Raw genomic sequence first — 18001 nt, forward strand, 5'->3', positions numbered from 1 at the left:
TTTACGCGCAACGAAGGTGGAAATTATTCAGAAAAAACAATAAACGACTGTCTTAAAATGCAAAAAGACAGCCGTCTACACAGCCCGATGAGGGCGCCTTTTTAAATTGATATCCACCGAGCGTTATTCCGCCTGGGCTTCGATTGCTTCCATGTCGTCGTCCGACAGGCCGAAGTGATGGCCTATCTCGTGAATAAGCACATGGGTGATAATATCGCCCAGCGTTTCCTCATTTTCGGACCAGTAATCGAGAATGGCGCGCCGATAGAGCGTGATGCGGTTCGGACCTTCGCCAGTTTGCAAGCTGAAACGCTCGCCTATGCCCCGACCTTCAAAAAGGCCGAGCAGGTCGAAGGGCGTATCCAGCCCCATATCCTCGATAATCTGGTCTTCAGGAAAATCGGCGATCTGAATGACAATGTCGCCGCACAACGCGCGAAACTCCTGCGGCAGATGCGCAAGAGCTTCAATCGCGATGGATTCAACTTCGTCCAGCGAGGGCGAGAAACGTCCCGCCCAGTCGCCGCTTTGATCTTCTCGGGCCATTCCAGCCAATCGTGTCCTATTCAATTGCTCAGGCCACCGGGCTTAAAGGCCGCGTAAAACGCAGTGTTTGTCATCAGGCCCAGGGACGCAGTTCGGCGCGCTTGGCTTCGAACGTGTCGATGCTCTTCGCCTTTTCCATGGTCAGGCCGATATCGTCCAGACCGTTGAGCAGGCAGTGGCGCTTGAAATCGTCGAGGTCGAAGGAAATCGTGCCGCCGTCAGGGCCATGGATTTCCTTTGCGTCGAGATCGACGGTGAGGGTGGCATTGGCGCCGCGCGAAGCGTCGTCCATCAGCTTGTCGAGATCTTCCTGGCTGACCTTGATCGGCAGAATGCCGTTCTTGAAGCAGTTATTGTAGAAGATGTCGGCGAAGGAGGTCGAGATCACGCAACGGATGCCGAAATCGAGCAGAGCCCAAGGGGCGTGCTCGCGCGAGGAACCGCAGCCAAAATTATCGCCAGCGACCAGGATCTGGGCGTTGCGATAGCCAGGCTTGTTCAGAACGAAATCAGGGTTTTCGGAACCGTCTTCGTTGAAGCGCATTTCCGCAAACAGACCCTTGCTCAGGCCCGTGCGCTTGATCGTCTTCAGGTAATCCTTCGGAATGATCATATCCGTGTCGATGTTGACGATCGGCAGGGGAGCGGCGACGCCGGTGAGCTTGGTGAACTTATCCATGTCCTGAACCTGTCGGTTGGCTATTAGCTATATTGCGAACTGGTTTACATCAGCATTGCCGAGAGTCAACGTTTCAGGCCAAAACTGCCCAATAGGTCGCAACCTCCGGCGGATTTATCGAACCATCCAGACCGTTTCAAGGCGGTGCAGATGGTTCGATTGTTGATTGATGCGCATAATCCTGTCGGAAAAGCGCGTCAACCTTTCTGAATCATGCGCTGCAAATGCCGCATCCGCAATTATTGGACGTTCAATACCACGCCGCCACTCTCGCTGCCGGTCAAACGGCGGGATTTTCCGTCGCTGCCGACAACAATCGTAAAGCGTCTGCGGCGCATCGACATGTTCGGGGAAACGGCGACATCGATCACCGGGTCGAACTGCAATGTGATCCGCCAAAGATCGGGCTTGATGGTTTCCTCAACGCCGATAATGCGAGCGTCGAAGGGCGTGGTGTGAAACATGCCGGATGTGCGCTGGCCGACACGATAGGGGGCGGTGTCGTCCTGCACGGCAACCGGCGCGACTTCCGCCTTGCCGCCGGTGGCGGCAAGTGTATTCCAGTCGCGCGTGCCCGACTGACGGGCCACGAGATCAAGCGCCTTGCCGTGGCTGATGGTGATGCCTTCCTCACTCAAAGCTTGCCGCAAGCGGCGAGCCTGATGCTTGAAGTCAATAGTAGTGTGCCCAGCGGTCATAGCTGTGGTCATTGTTTTCGCTCCTGATTGTGAGCGGCGTTTTCATGAACGGGTGCCCGCATTGCCGTTTCTGCCGTCACTGGACAGGAACGTGTAGTCTGAATGCTTTACCGTGGCTTGAAACCTGCGGGCGGCTGGCGCATTCAACCGAAGGCTGGAAAATAGGCGGGCAGCGCCCGGATTTCAAGTCCCTGCTTTGGAGGGGTGTTTAAGCGGTGTCCGAGGCTTGCACCGTGCCGCGGTTCCGTGCACAAATCGGCTATGAAAACAATCGCTCGTCCTCGTCGTTCCGTTCTGTTTGTCCCGGCTGCCAATCCGCGCGCGCTGGAAAAATCGCTGATGCTCGCAGCCGATTGCGTGATCTATGATCTGGAAGATTCCGTTGCGCCAGAGGCAAAGCAATCCGCGCGCGAGGCGTTGGCTGCGCATTTTGCTGCCCATCCGAAACCAACGTTCGAGCGGATCATCCGCGTCAATTCCGGCGAGACTCCTTGGGGCAAGGATGATGTAGCCGCTGCTGCCGGCATGGGGGCTGACGCCATTCTCCTGCCGAAAGTGGAGCGTCCGCAAGACATTATCGATGCGGCCAACCGGCTTGATCGCAAGGATGCCGATCCATCTGTCGGCGTTTGGGCAATGATCGAAACCCCACGCGGCATTCTCAATGCAGATGAGATTGCCATGCTGGGCCATCGTTCGGCAGTGCGGCTCGCCTGTTTCGTTGTCGGCCCAAACGATATTGCGCGCGCAACCGGCGTTCGTCCGCAGGCCGGGCGTCCTTATCTTGTGCCGTGGCTGATGCAGATCATTCTGGCGGCACGGGCGGGCGGGTTTACCGTGCTTGATGGCGTCTTCAATGATTTCCGCGATCAGGTTGGGTTCGAAGCCGAGTGTTTGCAGGGTGCCGCGATGGGCTTCGACGGCAAGACGCTGATTCATCCGGGCCAGATCGAGGCTGCCAATCGCGCCTTCTCGCCAACGGATGAGGAAGTGGCGCATGCGCGGGCCGTCGTGGAGCTGTTTGCGCAACCGGAAAATGCGGATAAGGGCGTTGTGTCACTCGATGGCCACATGGTTGAACGCCTGCATCTGGAAATGGCCGAACGGCTGCTCGCGAAAGCATTTCCAGCAAAAACGTGAAACGATTTTGCGTTTGGAAATGCGTGATAACAAAGAACTAAAGCGGGCTTGAACGCTTAACAAAGGAAGACTGACTATGAAGCTCTATCGTTTCATCACCGGACCGGATGATTCCGCATTTTGTCATCGTGTTACGGCGGCGCTCAACAAGGGTTGGCAGCTCTATGGCTCGCCGACTTATGCTTTCAACGCGGCAACAGGCGTGATGCAGTGCGGCCAGCCGGTCGTGAAGGAAGTCGACGGCGTTGACTACACGCCGGATATCAAACTCGGCGAATACTGATGGCTGTCCGCCGCATCGTTGCCAATATCGCCACGGACGACCCGGCTGAGGCCAAGCGGTTCTATGGCGAGGTTCTGGGCCTCGATGTGGTGATGGATCACGGCTGGATCATTACCTATGCAGCCGATGCGCAAGCGCGCGTGCAGATCGCATTCGCGACCGAAGGCGGCTCGGGTACGCCGGTGCCCGATCTCTCTATTGAGGTGGACGATGTGGACGCCACGCTGGAGCGTTGCGTTAAAGCCGGGTTTGCAATCGAATACGGTCCGGCTGACGAGGAATGGGGCATGCGCCGTTTCTTCGTCCGCGATCCCTATGGTCGGTTGGTCAATATTCTCAGCCATAGGCAATAAAAAAAGGCCGGTTTCCCGGCCTTTTTCTTTAGTTCAATCCGCGCTTTTCAATCATCGCATCCGGTGTCGGCATCTTGCCCCGGAAAGCTTTGTACAGGTCTTCCGGGTCGCGACTGCCGCCAGCGGCATAGATGTGCTGCTTCAGCTTGGCTGCGAGTTCCGGATTGAAGGCGTCGCCGGTTTCCTCGAAGGCCGAGAACGCATCCGCATCCAGCACTTCCGACCACATGTAGGAATAGTAACCGGCGGAGTAGCCGTCGCCGGAGAACACATGCGTGAAATGCGGCGTGCGGTGGCGCATGATGATCGCATCAGGCATGGACAGCTTTTCGAGCGTCTTTGCCTCGAAGGAAAGCGGGTCGGCGATTTTCTCATTGCCGGTATGGAAAGCCATATCGACCAGTGCAGACGCGGTGAACTCAACCGTGTTGAAACCGGCATTGAACGAACGCGCTGCCAGAACCTTATCGAGCAGAGCCTTGGGCATTGCTTCGCCAGTGCGGTAATGCACGGCATATTTTTCCAGAACGGCAGGTACGGTCAGCCAGTGTTCGTAAAGCTGAGACGGCAGTTCCACGAAGTCGCGTGATACGGCGGTGCCGGAAACGGCAGGCCATGTCACATCCGACAGGAGTCCGTGCAGCGCATGGCCGAACTCGTGGAACAGCGTGCGGGCATCGTCGAGCGACAGAAGAGCCGGTTCGCCTGCCTTGGGCTTGGCGAAATTCATCACATTGTAGATGATTGGCTTCTGGCCGCCGTCGAGCTTGTGGCTGGATTGCAGCGCGCTCATCCACGCGCCGGAACGCTTCGATGTCCGGGCGAAATAATCGCCGAGGAACAGACCGCGTTCGCTGCCATCCGGGTTGAAAACCTGAAACACGCGCACGTCGGGATGCCATGCGGCAATGCCCTTCTTTTCTTCGAAGCGAACGCCGAACAGACGGGTGGCGACATCGAAGCAAGCTTCGATGATCTTTTCCAGTTGCAGGTAAGGCTTCAGTTCGGCCTCATCGAAAGCAAAGCGTTCGGCACGCAGCTTCTCAGCGTAAAAACGCCAGTCCCATGGCGCGACCTTGTGATTGCTGCCATCGGCGGCGATCAGGCGCTCAAGCTCGGCCTGTTCTTCGGCGGCCTTTGCGCGCGCCTTGTCCCAAACCGGTTCCAGCAGGTCCATGACGGCCTTTGGCGTTTTGGCCATGGTGTCATCCAGCTTGTAGGCTGCGAAATTGGCATAGCCGAGCAGATGGGCTTTGCGCTCGCGCAGTTCGACCATCTCGCGCACGATCTCGCGATTATCGGACTCATTGCCGTTTTCGCCACGTTTGGCCCAGGCGTTGAAGGCCTGTTCACGCAAGGCGCGGTTTTGCGAGAAGGTGAGGAACGGTTCGACGATGGAGCGCGACAGCGTGACCGCATAAGCATCCGGCTTGCCGCGTTCGCTTGCGGCACTCTGCATCGCGTTTTTCAGAAAATCCGGCAGTCCGGCAAGATCGGCTTCATCAGTGATGAATAGCGCCCAGCTCGACTCGTCTTTCAGCACATTCTGGCCGAAGCGCGCACCAAGACCGGCCAGCTTTTCGTTGATGCCAGCCAGTTCAGCCTTGCCCGTATCATCGAGCTTTGCGCCGGACCGAACAAAGCCCTTCCAGGTCTTTTCCAGAACGCGTTTGGTTTCCGTGTCGAGATCCAGCATGTCGCGATTGTCGTAGAGCGCGTCGATGCGGGCGAACAATGCCGGGTCCATCATGATGCGCGAATAATGGCGCGACATTTTCGGCGCGATTTCACGCTCCAGCGCCTGTATTGCATCGTTGCTATGCGCGCCAGCACGCATCCAGAAAATGGCCGACACGTGGTCTAGCGCCTTGCCCGTTAACTGCAGGGCTTTCAGTGTGTTTTCAATCGTCGCTTCGCCAGTTGCCTGGGTGATGGCTTCCACTTCGGCAAGGTCGGAAACAAGAGTCGCATCAAAAGCAGGCGCGAAATCCTCGTCTTTGAAGGCGGTGAAATCCGGCAGGCCCAGCGGTCCGTTCCAGTCTGTGAGCGCGTGATTATAGGTGGACTTGTCGGACATCATGTAACTCCGGATCAAAATGAATTCGATCATCCAGACTTAAGGTCTCACTGCCGGGCGGGCAAGGGTGTTCGACCGGCTTTTGCGGTTCAGGCGGGAGATGACAACGTTTGTCGCTTTGCCTGCAAAAACCTTTCGACTTCGTCTGTGTGGGGCTTGACTTTAGGGGCGACCAAGCGCACATCACGCTGGCTGTCCGAAATCTCTTTACGGCAGCAATCTTCAACCGGAGTTTTATTCTCTTATGCCCAGCGACAGTCACAGTCGATTGTGTCAGCCGTCAAGGTAGCCGTGTACTGATCGCTTGAGGTCAGCTTGCACGATCTGCCTTTGACGGCGGATCGACGGAAAGGCAAGCTTATGACCGACAACAACTTCTCTCCGGAAGTGCTCGATGTCGCCGACCTCCCGGCGGCTGCAATTGCTGCACGTATCGCCGATATGCATACGGGCGATGCCGTTGAGCTATTGAACGAGCTCGAAGATGATGACGCAATCTCCGTCTTCGGACAGCTCACCCATGAAGATGCCATCCGCCTGCTTGATCAGCCGGAACTGCATCGTACTGCCGAAATCGTAGCGGCGCTTGCGCCGGGGCTTGCGAGCCTCCTTTTGGACGGCATGTCAGCCGACCGCTCGACGGACGTGTTTCAGGAACTCGACGAGAGTGACCGTGCGCGGCTGTTCGCCATTCTGGCCCCGGAAACCAAGACCAATCTGAAAAAACTCATGGGCTACCCGCCGAATACGGCCGGTTCGCTCATGACGACCGAGTTCATCGCTGTGCCGTCGAACTGGAATGTGGCCGAGACGCTCGATCACATTCGCAAGGTCGAACGCACGCGCGAAACCGTTTACGCCATTTATGTCGTCGATCCGAAGACGCGCGCTCTGGAAGGCGTGGTCAGCTTGCGCCGCCTGATCATCCGTCAGCCGGAAGAGCCGATTCTGTCGATTGTCCGCGACGAAGAGCCGATCACCATTTCGCCGCTTACCAGCCGCGAAGATGTCGCGCGTCTGTTCCGCAAGCACGACCTTCTGGCCGTGCCTGTCGTGGATGAAAGCCGCCATATCATCGGCATTGTGACCGTTGACGACGTGCTCGACGCCATCACCGAAGATGCCAGTGAAGACGCCTATCGTTTCGGTGGTATGGAGGCGCTGGACAAGCCCTATATGCGCATCGGCTTTGGCGAGATGCTGAAGAAGCGCGCTGGCTGGCTGGGTGTTCTGTTTCTGGGCGAGATGCTGACGGCAAGCGCCATGCAGCATTTCGAAATGGAACTGGAAAAGGCGCTCGTTCTGACGCTGTTCATACCGCTCATCATGTCGTCGGGTGGCAACTCCGGTTCGCAGGCAACCTCGCTGATCATCCGTGCGCTTGCGTTGCAGGAAGTGAAGCTCAAGGATTGGTGGCGCGTCGCGCTGCGCGAACTGCCTACGGGCCTCGCTCTCGGCAGTTTCCTCGGCTTCATCGGCATTGTCCGCATCGCTGTCTGGCAGATGATCGGCATTTATGATTACGGCGAACACTGGATGCTCGTCGCTCTGACGGTTGGCATGGCGCTTGTCTGTATCGTGATGTTCGGTTCTTTGACCGGTTCAATGCTGCCCTTTGCGCTAAAACGGCTTGGATTCGATCCGGCCAGCGCGTCAGCGCCTTTCGTGGCGACATTGGTCGATGTGACGGGTCTGGTCATCTATTTCAGCGTCGCCATCGTCATTCTTTCCGGCACTTTGTTGTGACGCCCAGCGCCAACATGGCGCTGATACTGACAAAAAACTGACAGAATGACGGTGTAAAAACGCCGCTAAACAACGGTTTTTCGCGAGAAATAAGGGGCAGTGTCGCGCTGCCCCTTTCTAAAACGCAAAAAAACCTGTAAGAGCGCCGCATTGATTTTCCGCGCGGGTCTGTTGGCGCGGCTCCCAACTCATATAGAAGTGATCTCCATATGGAATTGCGTAATATCGCTATTATCGCACACGTCGATCATGGCAAAACAACACTGGTCGATGAACTCCTGAAGCAGTCTGGCTCGTTCCGCGACAACCAGCGCGTTGCAGAACGCATGATGGATTCCAACGACATCGAAAAGGAACGCGGGATCACCATTCTCGCCAAGGCGACCTCGGTTGTCTGGAAGAATACCCGTATCAACATCGTCGACACGCCGGGCCACGCCGACTTCGGCGGTGAAGTTGAGCGTATCCTCTCGATGGTGGACGGCGCTATCGTTCTCGTTGACGCCGCTGAAGGCCCGATGCCGCAGACGAAGTTCGTCGTTGGCAAGGCGCTGAAGGTTGGTCTGCGTCCGATCGTAGCGATCAACAAGATCGACCGTCCGGATGGCCGCCATGAAGAAGTCATCAACGAAGTCTTCGACCTTTTCGCCAATCTCGACGCGACCGACGAACAGCTTGACTTCCCGATCCTGTACGGCTCTGGCCGTAACGGCTGGATGGCGCTGAACCCGGAAGGTCCGAAGGACGAAGGTCTGGCTCCGCTGTTCGATCTCGTGCTCAAGCATGTTCCGGCGCCGAAGGTTGCTGAGGGCCCGTTCCGCATGATCGGTACGATCCTCGAAGCTGACCCGTTCCTGGGCCGCATCATCACCGGTCGTATTCATTCCGGCTCGATCAAGTCTAACCAGGCCGTCAAGGTTCTGGGTCAGGACGGTTCTCTGCTCGAAACCGGCCGTATCTCCAAGATTCTCGCATTCCGCGGCATCGAGCGTCAGCCGATTGATGAAGCACAGGCAGGTGACATCGTCGCTATTGCCGGTCTTTCCAAGGGCACCGTCGCCGACACGTTCTGCGATCCTTCGGTCAGCGAGCCTCTGGCTGCTCAGCCAATCGATCCGCCAACCGTGACCATGTCCTTCATCGTCAACGACAGCCCGTATGCGGGCACCGAAGGCGACAAGGTGACGAGCCGCGTCATTCGTGACCGTCTGCTCAAGGAAGCTGAAGGCAACGTTGCGCTCAAGATCGAAGAATCGAACGAAAAAGATTCGTTCTTCGTTTCCGGTCGTGGTGAATTGCAGCTCGCAGTTCTGATCGAAAATATGCGTCGTGAAGGCTTCGAGCTTGGCGTTTCGCGTCCGCGCGTCGTCATGAAAGACGGCGAAAACGGCGAAAAGCTTGAGCCGGTCGAAGAAGTCGTCATCGACGTCGATGAAGAATATTCGGGCACCGTTGTTCAGAAGATGTCTGAACGCAAGGCCGAAATGGTCGAGCTGCGCCCTTCGGGCGGCAACCGCGTTCGTATGGTGTTCTACGCTCCGACCCGTGGCCTGATCGGCTACCAGTCGGAACTGCTGACCGATACGCGCGGCACGGCGATCATGAACCGTCTGTTCCACGACTATCAGCCATATAAGGGCGAAATCTCCGGCCGTAACAACGGTGTTCTGATTTCCAACGACCAGGGTGAAGCTGTTGCTTACGCACTGTTCAACCTGGAAGATCGCGGGCCGATGATCATCGACGCTGGCGTCAAGGTCTATCAGGGCATGCTGATCGGTATCCATAGCCGCGACAACGATCTCGAAGTCAACGTGCTCAAGGGCAAGAAGCTCACCAACATCCGCGCCGCTGGCAAGGATGAAGCTGTGAAGCTCACCCCACCGATCAAGATGACGCTGGAACGCGCTCTGTCGTGGATTCAGGACGACGAGCTGGTCGAAGTGACGCCGAAGTCGATCCGCCTTCGCAAGCTCTATCTCGACCCGAATGAGCGTAAGCGCTTCGAAAAGAGCGGCAAGGCAAGCGTTGCCTGATTGCTCTCGATATTAAGTTGAAAACGGCGCCTTCGGGCGCCGTTTTTGTTTGCACGTTTAACGTGAATTTCAGCTCTTTTGCCGATCATGTCGTTTGATTGGGGGGCTGATGATATTCTCGCGTTATGAGCGTTTTGTTCTGACCGTCGTTGCGGCTCTCGGCGCAATCGATCTCGTACTCATTGCGGCAAAGGGTATTCGCGTCGACTGGGCAGGCTACTGCATGCTCAGCCTGATCGGCTTTGGCACCATCATGCTTGGCCTGTTCTATCGTCTGGTCAGACATGATGCGCGTATTTCAGAAACGCTCATTCTGACAGCGGGTTTCATATTGTTCACTCTGGTCGGTTCGGTCTTCAACTATATGTTGCTGCCGATCCATTTCCCGCGAATTGACGATTTCTGGGTGAGTGTTGACCAGCTGATGGGCTATCACTGGCCAAGTCTGGTCCTGTTCTTTTCCGAACGGCCCGGCTTCGCGAAGCTTCTGAAGATCGTTTATTTCACGTCTCTGCCGCAACTGGTCATCGTGGTGCTTCTGGTCGGCTTTACCGGACAATCCCGCAAGCTCGCGCATTTTCTCATCACCGGAATGATTGGCGCGCTAATCTGCATGGCGATATGGGCGTTTTTCCCGTCATTCGGAGCATCCGCCGTCTCGACGCTGCCCGCGAATGTCGAGGCAAAGCTTGGTCTTCCCGTTGGCCCGACCTACGCCGCAGAACTTGTTCGTCTTTCGATACAAGGTGTCGACTATCTGTCTCCAGCCAATGTGCTTGGCCTCATAGGCTTCCCGTCATTCCATACTGTGATGGCTGTGATGTCGGTGTTCTTCACATGGCAGATCGTGTGGCTGCGCTTGCCCGTACTGGCCCTGAATATGCTGATGGTGCCCGCTTTGCTTTTGCATGGCGGACACCATTTGAGCGACTTCCTCGGCGGGGTGGCTGTATTCGCCGTCGCCTGCCTTGCCGCCCGTTATGTGATCAACGCTCTCCGCGACGATAAGGCTGCATCAGCGCCTGCGGAACACGTGCGCGTCGCGCCATGACGATCAGCGCGATAATCGACATGATGTAAGGTATCATGAGGAAAAGCTGGTAGGGCACAGCCTTGCCATAAACCGTTTGCAGGCGAAGCTGAAACGCATCGAACAGTGCGAACAGCAATGCGCCCAGCAGCGCGCGGGCAGGCTTCCACGATGCGAAGACGACAAGCGCGATACAGACCCAGCCGCGTCCCTGCATCATGGTCGGGAAGAACGAGTTGAACGCCGAAAGCGTCAGAAATGCTCCACCCACCGCCATCAATGCGCTGCCGAACATGATCGTGAAAATACGCACGCGGATCGGGTTGATACCCTGCGCTTCCGCAGCATGGGGGTTCTCGCCCGTCATGCGGATGGCAAGGCCAAGCGGCGTACGGAAAAGCACATAGCCAAGCAGCAAAGCGAGCGGAATGGCGAGCCACGTCAGTGCGGTCTGTGTGCCCAATACCTGCCCGAGGAAAGGCACATCGGCAAGGAAGGACGGGTTCACCGGCTGGAATGGCGTGATTGTCGGCGGCGTTGAAGAAAGCGGCACCAGCAGACGGAACAGGAAATAGCTGAGGCTGGAGGCAAACAGCGTGATGCCAAGGCCGACCACGTGCTGCGACAGGCCAAGCGGAACGGTGAGAGCTGCGTGAAGCAGGCCGAACAATGCGCCGGAAGCGGCAGCCGCAAGAACGCCCACCCACAGGTCCGCCCCGTTAAAGACGGTCAGCCAGCCGATCATCGCGCCAAAGGTCATGATACCTTCGATGCCGAGGTTAAGCACACCAGCGCGTTCGCAATAGAGCGCGCCCAGCGTGCCGAAGATCAGCGGCGTTGCAATACGTAGGACCGAGACCCAGAGGCCCGCGGAGAGCAGGATATCCATCAACTCGTTCATCGGGCGATCCTGTATTGGGTGAAGAACAAGGCGACGAGCATCGTCAGAAGCGACAGCGCCACAGTCACATCGGCAATGAAGCTCGGAATGCCGATGGCGCGGCTCATGCTGTCTGCGCCAACGAACATGGCGGCGGCGAAAAGCGCCGAGAAGATCGCGCCAATCGGGTTCAGATTGGCAAGCATGGCGACAATGATGCCGGAATAGCCGAAGCCGGGTGAAAGGTCGGTCGTGACGTAGCCTTTCACGCCCATGACCTGAATTGCGCCCGCAAGGCCTGCCAGTCCGCCGGAAATGCAGGCAACCTTGATGAGTGTGCGACCGAGCGGAACGCCTGCAAAGCGTGCCGCGCCCGGATTGATACCGGCGGCCTTGGTTTCGAGACCGAACACGGTGCGCTTCTGCACATAGGCGATGATCAGCGCCAGCGCGATGGCAATCAGGATGCCGATATGCAGCCGCATACCCGTCATGATTTTCGGTAGTACGGCGGCATCCGGTACCGGTTCAGACTGCGGCCAGCCAAAGGCGAGCGGGTCTTTCATCGGACCTTCGATCATCATGGAAACGAACAGCACCGCGACGAAGTTGAGAAGCAGGGTTGTCACCACTTCATCAACGCCGAAGCGCAGGCGAAGCCCGAGAGGAATAAGCAGGAAAATCATGCCCGCAATCGCGCCGACAATCAGCAGCAGCGGAATGAGGAGAGGAGCAGGCAGTTGCAATTGCGTGCCCATGGCCACAACCGCCAGTGCGCCCATATAGAACTGCCCTTCGGCGCCGATGTTCCAGAGCTTGGAGCGAAAGGCGACGGCTGCGGCAAGGCCGGTCAGCATCAGCGGCGTGGCGCGTGTCAGCGTTTCACTGATCGAAAGCTTGTTGCCAAATGCGCCGATGGCAATCTGGCGGAAGGACTCCAGAACCGGTGCGCCGGCGGCGGCAATCAACAGGCCTGCCAGCACGAATGCAGTCAGAACCGCGACGACTGGTGCAGTGGCGACCAACGCCATGGGCCGGGTTTCGCGTCGTTCAATACGCATCAATTCAGCCCCTTCGTGGTATTTGTCTGCCATTCGCCGGCCATCATGAGGCCCAGTCTTTGCGCATTGGCTTCTTCTGCATCGATGGGTGGGGAGAGGCGACCTTTAACAATCGCTTGAACACGATCCGCCAAGCCGATGATTTCATCCAGATCTTCAGAAATCAGCAGAACGGCAGCACCCTTGGCGCGTGCTTCCAGAATGCGGGTGTGGATTGCCGCGACAGCACCTTCATCCAGTCCACGTGTCGGCTGCGCTGCAATGAGAATGCGTGGGGCAGTCTCCAGATTGCGGCCCAGAATGAGCTTCTGCATATTGCCGCCAGAAAGGAGGCGAATACGACTGTCCGGCGTGCCGCCGCGCACATCGAAATCCTTGATGATGCGATCAGTGAATTCGCGGGCCGCAGTGCGATTGACAAGAAGGCCGTTCGAGAATTCTGGATCGCGCACGCGCTCCAGAATGGCATTTTCCCACAAGGTCAGGTCGCCAATCGCGCCTTCGGCATTTCGGTCTTCCGGGATGCGCCCGACGCCTTCCGCCACAAAGCGGCGGGGATCGAATTTGGTGACGGTTTGCCCGAACATGACAAGCGCGCCGCTTGCTGGCTGGCTCAGCCCCGAAACGAGCCGTCCGAGCGCTGCTTGCCCATTGCCGGACACACCGATGATGCCCAATGTTTCACCGGCACGAACCTGAAAATTCAGTTCTGAAAGGCGAGCAATTCCGTCTTCCACAACTGTGACATTGCTGGCTTCCAGCAACGTCTCGCCGGGCGTTGCAGCCGCGCGGGCAGGGCGCGAAACGCGCCGCCCCACCATCAGTTCTGCCAGTTCTTCCTTGGAAGTTTCGGAAGCCTTGCGCTCGGCGACAAGTTTGCCACCGCGCAGCACGATCACCCGGTCGGCAGCCGACATAACTTCATGCAGCTTATGCGAAATGAAGATCAGCGACAGGCCTTGCCGCGCCATTTCTTTCAGTGTCGCGAACAGGCCTTCGGCTTCCTGTGTCGTCAGAACGGCGGTCGGTTCATCGAGGATCAGCACATCCGCATCGTTATAGAGCGCTTTCAGAATTTCCACGCGCTGCTGTTCGCCGACCGAAAGATCACCAAGCCGCACATCCGGATCGACCTTGAGGCCGAAACGCTCTGCAATCTGCGCGATCTTGGCCCGTGCTGCGCCATGCGAGGATTTGAGCTTCCACAGGCTTTCGGTTCCGGTGATGATGTTTTCCAGAACCGTGAGGTTGGGCGCGAGCGTGAAATGCTGGTGCACCATGCCGACGCCCGCATCAATGGCCGCACGCGGCTTGCCTTGCGGGATTTCAACGCCTTTCACGAAAACGCGCCCCTCATCCGGCACGTAATGGCCGAACAGGATGTTCATCAATGTGGTTTTGCCTGCGCCGTTTTCGCCGAGAAAAGCGAGGATTTCGCCGCGCTCCAGTTTCAGCGAAATATCGTCATTCGCGGTCAGTGCACCAAAGCGCTTGGTGATGTTTTGCAGTTCAAGAACTGTTGTCGTCGTCATTGGTTCAACCCCGCAACGGGAAATTTATGCTGCCAGCGACCATCCTCCTCCAGCCGCTGACCGGCGTTCAGAAGAAGCCTGTCAGCGCCCATCGGCGCGATAAGCTGCACAGCGACCGGTATCCCGTCAGCATCTTCTCCGAATGGCAGAGAAAGCGCCGGGAAACCCGAAATATTGGCAAGCGCCGCATAGGGTGCAAACTCGTTCATCTTCCGCCATTGCATGTCCACATCGCTATGGTTCATCGGAAACGAGCCCAATGGCAAGGGTGCACCGGAAAGCATAGGGGTTATCAGCACATCAATATCGCGGAAAATTTGCCATAGCATATGCGAAGCGCTGACAGCGCCGTTCATCGCACGATAGAGTGCGGTCGCGTCTAGCGCGCGTCCACGCTCCGCAACGGCGCGGGTCAAAGGTTCCAGCTTCTCCTGATCGATCGCCAGAAAGTCGATTGCTGCGGCAAGATTGACGGAAATGATACGGTCAAACGCCCGCGCACTCGAAGCCACAAGCGGGCTTAAATCCTGCGCTGGGATTTCGCGGATTGCATGGCCTTGCGCCTCCAGAAAACGGGCGGCATCGGTCACAGCCTGCATACGTTCCGGCGTAACGGGATAGGCTGCAAGGTCTTCGGTGACAAAGCCGATGCGCAGGCGCTCAGGCATATCCCCTGCGCTCATTGCTGGATCTGGCAGGAAGCCTTCGGTTTTGCCTTCGATGTGTGGAAGCAGTGTCCTGGCATCGCGGATCGAGCGGCACAGCGCGAACTCGCTGGCAATGCCCGCGAGATAATTGCCGAAATGCGGTCCAGCAGGAATCGCGCCACGGCTCGGTTTCAGGCCGATCAGACCGCAAGTAGCGGCTGGAACACGGATCGAGCCGCCTGCATCGGTCGCATGCGCAATGCTGACAATCCCGGCTGCGACGGCTGCGGCCGCGCCACCGGATGAGCCAGCAGGCGAAAGCGCTTTATCGAATGGGTGGCGGGCCTGAGGGCCGCTTGCCGGTTCGCTGGCGAGCGCAAGGCCAAATTCGGGCACGGTGGTTGTGCCGAAGAAGTTGAGACCGGCTTTGCGGAGGCGGCCGCCAAGCTCGGAATCCATTTGCGGCGATGCATTTTCGAAAGCGCGCGAGCCAAGCCGGATTGGCAGACCGGCGCAGGGGCCGCCTAGATCCTTGAACAGCGACGGAACACCTGCAAAAGGCGCTTTGTCCGTACTGGCGTCAAACGCCGCTGCGTTGGTGCGGCCAAGTTCAGGGTCGAGATATGCGATGGCGCCCAGAGGGCGCCATTTATCTGCGGCTTCAAGGGCGGCATCCATGGCCTCTCGTGCGCTTAAAACGCCTCCGGCAATCGCTTGCGCGAGCGCTGTTGCGTCCTGTTGCTTGCTATCGAATGCCACTTTATGCCGCCCTGTTATGCTGCTGTCTTACTTTGGTTCAGCCGGGTTCGGCTCGACCTTGAAGGTGCCAGCCTTGATCTCGGCGCGGCGCGCTTCCATCTTGGCTTCGGCTTCTGCCGGTGCGACGCCCTTGACGTAGACGATGTCGTTGCCGCCTTCCTTCATCAGGCTGAACGGCGTGTAGTCCTTGCCGGTCGGCTGCGCAGCCTTCACATCTGCAATCGCAGCATTAAGGATCGGGCGGAAGTACCACATTGCATTGGCAAAAACCGTATCCGGGTAGCGAGGCGTATAGTCGATCAGCGAGCCGATTGCCTTGATGCCGCGTTCCTTGGCGGCGTCGGCGGTGCCGATGCGTTCGCCGAACAGAATGTCCGCGCCGGAATCGATGGCTGCGAGACCTGCTTCACGGGCCTTCGGCGGATCGAAGAAGGTGCCGATGAAGGACGCGATGAATTTTGCATCCGGGCGGGTTTCCTTCACGCCTTCCTGGAAGGCGTTGATCAGCATGTTGACTTCCGGGATCGGCACAGCGCCGACCGAGCCGAAGGTGCCCGACTTGCTCATCGAGCCTGCGAGCATGCCTGCAAGATAGGCTGCTTCGAAGTTCCAGGTACCGAACACGCCAAAATTGTCGCCCTGCGGCTTGCCGGAGGAGCCCATGATGAAAGTCGTCTGCGGATAATCGCCCGCAACCTGACGCGCTTCGCGTTCGACGGCATAGGATTCACCGACAATAAGCTTGATGCCCTGTTCGGCATATTCACGCATGGCGCGCGGGTAGTCGCTCGCCGAAACTCCTTCGGAGAAGACATATTCGATGATGCCTTCGTCATTGGCCTGCTTCAGCGCTTCGTGCAGGCGCGAGTTCCAGGCGTTTTCAACTGGCGAGGCGTGAATGCCTGCAACCTTCAGCTTTTCGTCGGCTGCGAACACACGGGTGGAAATCGCAGTTGCGCCGAGAGCCGCAGACATCGCAAGAATGTCGCGGCGGGTAAAGTTCGATAATTTGGCCATTTGGACCCCTCATTAAGGTGGTGTTTGTGCGTGCATTCCATGCGCGACGGATTGCCCTGCGCCCCGATCAGGAGGAGCATGAGCAATGTCTCGTATTTCCGACTTATCTGCCTTTAATTCAAGCGCTTTTATCGGTCGCTTGAAAAACAGGCACTGGTTTGTCGTTACTTCGTGTTTAATCAGCCGATCGGTGCGTAATCGGCCCCATCGACCGAAGAAGGACGGCCTTCGAGATTGAGCGCGCTGACACGCTGGGGCGTTTCCGCAATGATCTTGCCGCGCTTCACGACCGTCAGGCGGTTTGCCTTGAGGCGCAGCGCTTCCAGCGGGTCGCGCGCCTGCAGGACGACGAAGTCTGCATTGCAGCCCTTTTCAAGGCCGTAGCCTTCCAGACCGAGCGCCTTGGCCGAATTGATGGTGAGGGAATTGAAGACCTGCTTCTTGCCTTCGATGGACGTCATCTGTGCAACATGGACCGCCATATGCCCCACTTCCAGCATGTCGCCGGAGCCCATCGAGTACCATGGGTCCATAACGCAATCATGACCGAAGGCGACGTTGACGCCAGCTGCCATTAGCTCCGGCACGCGGGTCATGCCGCGACGCTTCGGATAGGTGTCGGCGCGGCCCTGCAACGTGATGTTGATGAGCGGGTTCGGTATTGCGTTCATCTGCGCTTCCGCGATCAGCGGAATGAGTTTGGAAACGTAGTAATTGTCCATGGAATGCATGGATGTCAGATGCGAACCGGAGACGCGGCCCTGAAGGCCGAAACGCACAGTCTGGGCGGCCAGCGTTTCCACATGACGCGACATTGGATCGTCGGTTTCGTCGCAGTGAATATCGACCGGCAGGCCACGCTCGGCGGCAATGCGGCACAGCTCTTCCAGCGATGCCGCGCCGTCAGCCATGGTGCGCTCGAAATGCGGAATGCCGCCGACGATATCGAGGCCCATATCGAGCGAGCGGTTGACAAGATCGACCGCGCCCGGAGAGCGATAATAGCCGTCCTGCGGAAAGGCGACGAGTTGCAGATCGATGTAAGGCTTTACCTTCTCGCGAACTTCGATCATCGCCTCGGCGGTGAGAAGACGCGGATCGCTGACATCGACGTGGCTGCGAATGGCCAGCAGGCCCTGGCTGACGGCCAGGTCGCAATAGCGCAAGGCGCGCTCGACCATGGCTTCAACGGTCAGCATCGGCTTCAGCTCGCCCCAAAGTGCAATCCCTTCCAGAAGCGTGCCGGAACGGTTGAGACGCGGCAGACCGAGCGACAGGGTTGCATCCATGTGGAAATGCGGGTCGACGAAAGGCGGCGTCACGAGACGGTTGGAAGCGTCGATTTCCTTGGCAGCCTGATGTTCGCCCTTTGACGGTACGATATCGGCAATCTTGCCGTCCTTGACCAGAATGTCCTGCTTCTCGCGACCATCAGGGAGATTAGCGTTTCTCACAATCAAATCGAACATCGGCAGGCCTCTTAAGTCATTGCGGGAAGATCAAGGCTGTTAAAAAAC

16 protein-coding genes are annotated in these 18001 nt (G+C 57.8%); 6 read left to right on the top strand and 10 right to left on the bottom strand.

The features are described from left to right. Positions 1 to 123: 123 nt before the first annotated feature. The 3 genes from ACTJKP_RS17935 to ACTJKP_RS17945 all read right to left on the bottom strand — a co-directional run bounded on the left by ACTJKP_RS17935 (position 124) and on the right by ACTJKP_RS17945 (position 1935). A complete protein-coding gene (locus tag ACTJKP_RS17935; RefSeq protein WP_078336901.1) occupies positions 124 to 546 on the bottom strand; it encodes a metallopeptidase family protein in 423 nt (140 codons plus the stop codon). Between the two features lie 73 nt (positions 547 to 619). Beyond that, complete coding sequence (gene leuD, locus ACTJKP_RS17940) at positions 620 to 1225, bottom strand: 3-isopropylmalate dehydratase small subunit (RefSeq protein WP_078336902.1); 606 nt, start codon at positions 1223 to 1225, stop codon at positions 620 to 622. Between the two features lie 239 nt (positions 1226 to 1464). Continuing rightward, positions 1465 to 1935 carry a glyoxalase superfamily protein gene (locus tag ACTJKP_RS17945; protein ID WP_440631642.1) on the bottom strand — a complete coding sequence of 157 codons (471 nt, stop codon included), beginning with the start codon at positions 1933 to 1935 and terminating at the stop codon, positions 1465 to 1467. A gap of 249 nt (positions 1936 to 2184) precedes the next feature. On the opposite strand from ACTJKP_RS17945, the gene ACTJKP_RS17950 reads away from it, so the two are divergent. The 3 genes from ACTJKP_RS17950 to ACTJKP_RS17960 all read left to right on the top strand — a co-directional run bounded on the left by ACTJKP_RS17950 (position 2185) and on the right by ACTJKP_RS17960 (position 3699). Beyond that, the gene (locus tag ACTJKP_RS17950; RefSeq protein WP_440631643.1) at positions 2185 to 3063 is read left to right on the top strand and encodes an HpcH/HpaI aldolase/citrate lyase family protein; all 879 of its coding nucleotides are present in this window, start codon (positions 2185 to 2187) and stop codon (positions 3061 to 3063) included. Between the two features lie 76 nt (positions 3064 to 3139). Beyond that, complete coding sequence (locus ACTJKP_RS17955) at positions 3140 to 3346, top strand: DUF1737 domain-containing protein (RefSeq protein WP_078336905.1); 207 nt, start codon at positions 3140 to 3142, stop codon at positions 3344 to 3346. Beyond that, positions 3346 to 3699 (top strand): VOC family protein, encoded by a 354-nt coding sequence (locus tag ACTJKP_RS17960; RefSeq protein ID WP_440631644.1) that lies wholly within the window; start codon positions 3346 to 3348, stop codon positions 3697 to 3699. Before ACTJKP_RS17955 ends, ACTJKP_RS17960 begins: the two co-directional genes overlap by 1 nt. A gap of 28 nt (positions 3700 to 3727) precedes the next feature. Here ACTJKP_RS17960 and ACTJKP_RS17965 read toward each other — a convergent pair whose 3' ends face one another. Continuing rightward, positions 3728 to 5776, bottom strand: a complete 2049-nt coding sequence (locus tag ACTJKP_RS17965) for a M3 family metallopeptidase (RefSeq protein ID WP_440631645.1) — start codon at positions 5774 to 5776, stop codon at positions 3728 to 3730. Between the two features lie 360 nt (positions 5777 to 6136). On the opposite strand from ACTJKP_RS17965, the gene mgtE reads away from it, so the two are divergent. The 3 genes from mgtE to ACTJKP_RS17980 all read left to right on the top strand — a co-directional run bounded on the left by mgtE (position 6137) and on the right by ACTJKP_RS17980 (position 10609). Beyond that, the gene (mgtE, locus tag ACTJKP_RS17970) at positions 6137 to 7522 is read left to right on the top strand and encodes a magnesium transporter (protein WP_078336907.1); all 1386 of its coding nucleotides are present in this window, start codon (positions 6137 to 6139) and stop codon (positions 7520 to 7522) included. A 209-nt stretch (positions 7523 to 7731) separates the two neighbouring features. After that, entirely contained in the window at positions 7732 to 9558 is a 1827-nt protein-coding gene (gene typA, locus ACTJKP_RS17975) for a translational GTPase TypA (RefSeq protein WP_078336908.1), read from the top strand. Positions 9559 to 9667: 109 nt separating this feature from the next. Beyond that, positions 9668 to 10609: a phosphatase PAP2 family protein gene (locus ACTJKP_RS17980; RefSeq protein ID WP_440631646.1), complete on the top strand. Its 942-nt coding sequence runs from the start codon at positions 9668 to 9670 to the stop codon at positions 10607 to 10609. Here ACTJKP_RS17980 and ACTJKP_RS17985 read toward each other — a convergent pair. From ACTJKP_RS17985 to ACTJKP_RS18010, 6 genes are all read right to left on the bottom strand, one after another. After that, positions 10545 to 11489 (bottom strand): ABC transporter permease, encoded by a 945-nt coding sequence (locus tag ACTJKP_RS17985; protein WP_078336910.1) that lies wholly within the window; start codon positions 11487 to 11489, stop codon positions 10545 to 10547. The genes ACTJKP_RS17980 and ACTJKP_RS17985 overlap by 65 nt on opposite strands. Then, entirely contained in the window at positions 11486 to 12529 is a 1044-nt protein-coding gene (locus ACTJKP_RS17990; RefSeq protein WP_440631647.1) for an ABC transporter permease, read from the bottom strand. The genes ACTJKP_RS17985 and ACTJKP_RS17990 overlap by 4 nt, the downstream gene beginning before the upstream one ends. Further along, positions 12529 to 14061 carry an ABC transporter ATP-binding protein gene (locus ACTJKP_RS17995; protein WP_440631648.1) on the bottom strand — a complete coding sequence of 511 codons (1533 nt, stop codon included), beginning with the start codon at positions 14059 to 14061 and terminating at the stop codon, positions 12529 to 12531. Before ACTJKP_RS17995 ends, ACTJKP_RS17990 begins: the two co-directional genes overlap by 1 nt. Further along, positions 14058 to 15467 carry an amidase gene (locus tag ACTJKP_RS18000; RefSeq protein ID WP_440631649.1) on the bottom strand — a complete coding sequence of 470 codons (1410 nt, stop codon included), beginning with the start codon at positions 15465 to 15467 and terminating at the stop codon, positions 14058 to 14060. The genes ACTJKP_RS17995 and ACTJKP_RS18000 overlap by 4 nt, the downstream gene beginning before the upstream one ends. Positions 15468 to 15494: 27 nt before the next feature. Next, the gene (locus tag ACTJKP_RS18005) at positions 15495 to 16484 is read right to left on the bottom strand and encodes a BMP family protein (protein ID WP_113533437.1); all 990 of its coding nucleotides are present in this window, start codon (positions 16482 to 16484) and stop codon (positions 15495 to 15497) included. 179 nt (positions 16485 to 16663) lie between these two features. Next, complete coding sequence (locus tag ACTJKP_RS18010) at positions 16664 to 17953, bottom strand: amidohydrolase family protein (RefSeq protein WP_440631650.1); 1290 nt, start codon at positions 17951 to 17953, stop codon at positions 16664 to 16666. Between the last annotated feature and the right edge of the window lie 48 nt (positions 17954 to 18001).

The sequence above is a fragment of the Brucella sp. 22210 genome, assembly GCF_052045675.1.
Taxonomy (GTDB): domain Bacteria; phylum Pseudomonadota; class Alphaproteobacteria; order Rhizobiales; family Rhizobiaceae; genus Brucella.

What these genes read in the sequence shown, in the direction of transcription:
- ACTJKP_RS17935 (WP_078336901.1), bottom strand. Translation starts at nt 546, where the DNA reads ATGGCCCGAGAAGATCAAAGCGGCGACTGGGCGGGACGTTTCTCGCCC.
- ACTJKP_RS17990 (WP_440631647.1), bottom strand. Translation starts at nt 12,529, where the DNA reads ATGCGTATTGAACGACGCGAAACCCGGCCCATGGCGTTGGTCGCCACT.
- ACTJKP_RS17980 (WP_440631646.1), top strand. Translation starts at nt 9,668, where the DNA reads ATGATATTCTCGCGTTATGAGCGTTTTGTTCTGACCGTCGTTGCGGCT.
- ACTJKP_RS17995 (WP_440631648.1), bottom strand. Translation starts at nt 14,061, where the DNA reads ATGACGACGACAACAGTTCTTGAACTGCAAAACATCACCAAGCGCTTT.
- leuD (WP_078336902.1), bottom strand. Translation starts at nt 1,225, where the DNA reads ATGGATAAGTTCACCAAGCTCACCGGCGTCGCCGCTCCCCTGCCGATC.
- typA (WP_078336908.1), top strand. Translation starts at nt 7,732, where the DNA reads ATGGAATTGCGTAATATCGCTATTATCGCACACGTCGATCATGGCAAA.
- ACTJKP_RS17965 (WP_440631645.1), bottom strand. Translation starts at nt 5,776, where the DNA reads ATGTCCGACAAGTCCACCTATAATCACGCGCTCACAGACTGGAACGGA.
- ACTJKP_RS17955 (WP_078336905.1), top strand. Translation starts at nt 3,140, where the DNA reads ATGAAGCTCTATCGTTTCATCACCGGACCGGATGATTCCGCATTTTGT.
- ACTJKP_RS17945 (WP_440631642.1), bottom strand. Translation starts at nt 1,935, where the DNA reads ATGACCACAGCTATGACCGCTGGGCACACTACTATTGACTTCAAGCAT.
- ACTJKP_RS17985 (WP_078336910.1), bottom strand. Translation starts at nt 11,489, where the DNA reads ATGAACGAGTTGATGGATATCCTGCTCTCCGCGGGCCTCTGGGTCTCG.
- ACTJKP_RS17950 (WP_440631643.1), top strand. Translation starts at nt 2,185, where the DNA reads ATGAAAACAATCGCTCGTCCTCGTCGTTCCGTTCTGTTTGTCCCGGCT.
- ACTJKP_RS18005 (WP_113533437.1), bottom strand. Translation starts at nt 16,484, where the DNA reads ATGGCCAAATTATCGAACTTTACCCGCCGCGACATTCTTGCGATGTCT.
- ACTJKP_RS17960 (WP_440631644.1), top strand. Translation starts at nt 3,346, where the DNA reads ATGGCTGTCCGCCGCATCGTTGCCAATATCGCCACGGACGACCCGGCT.
- mgtE (WP_078336907.1), top strand. Translation starts at nt 6,137, where the DNA reads ATGACCGACAACAACTTCTCTCCGGAAGTGCTCGATGTCGCCGACCTC.
- ACTJKP_RS18010 (WP_440631650.1), bottom strand. Translation starts at nt 17,953, where the DNA reads ATGTTCGATTTGATTGTGAGAAACGCTAATCTCCCTGATGGTCGCGAG.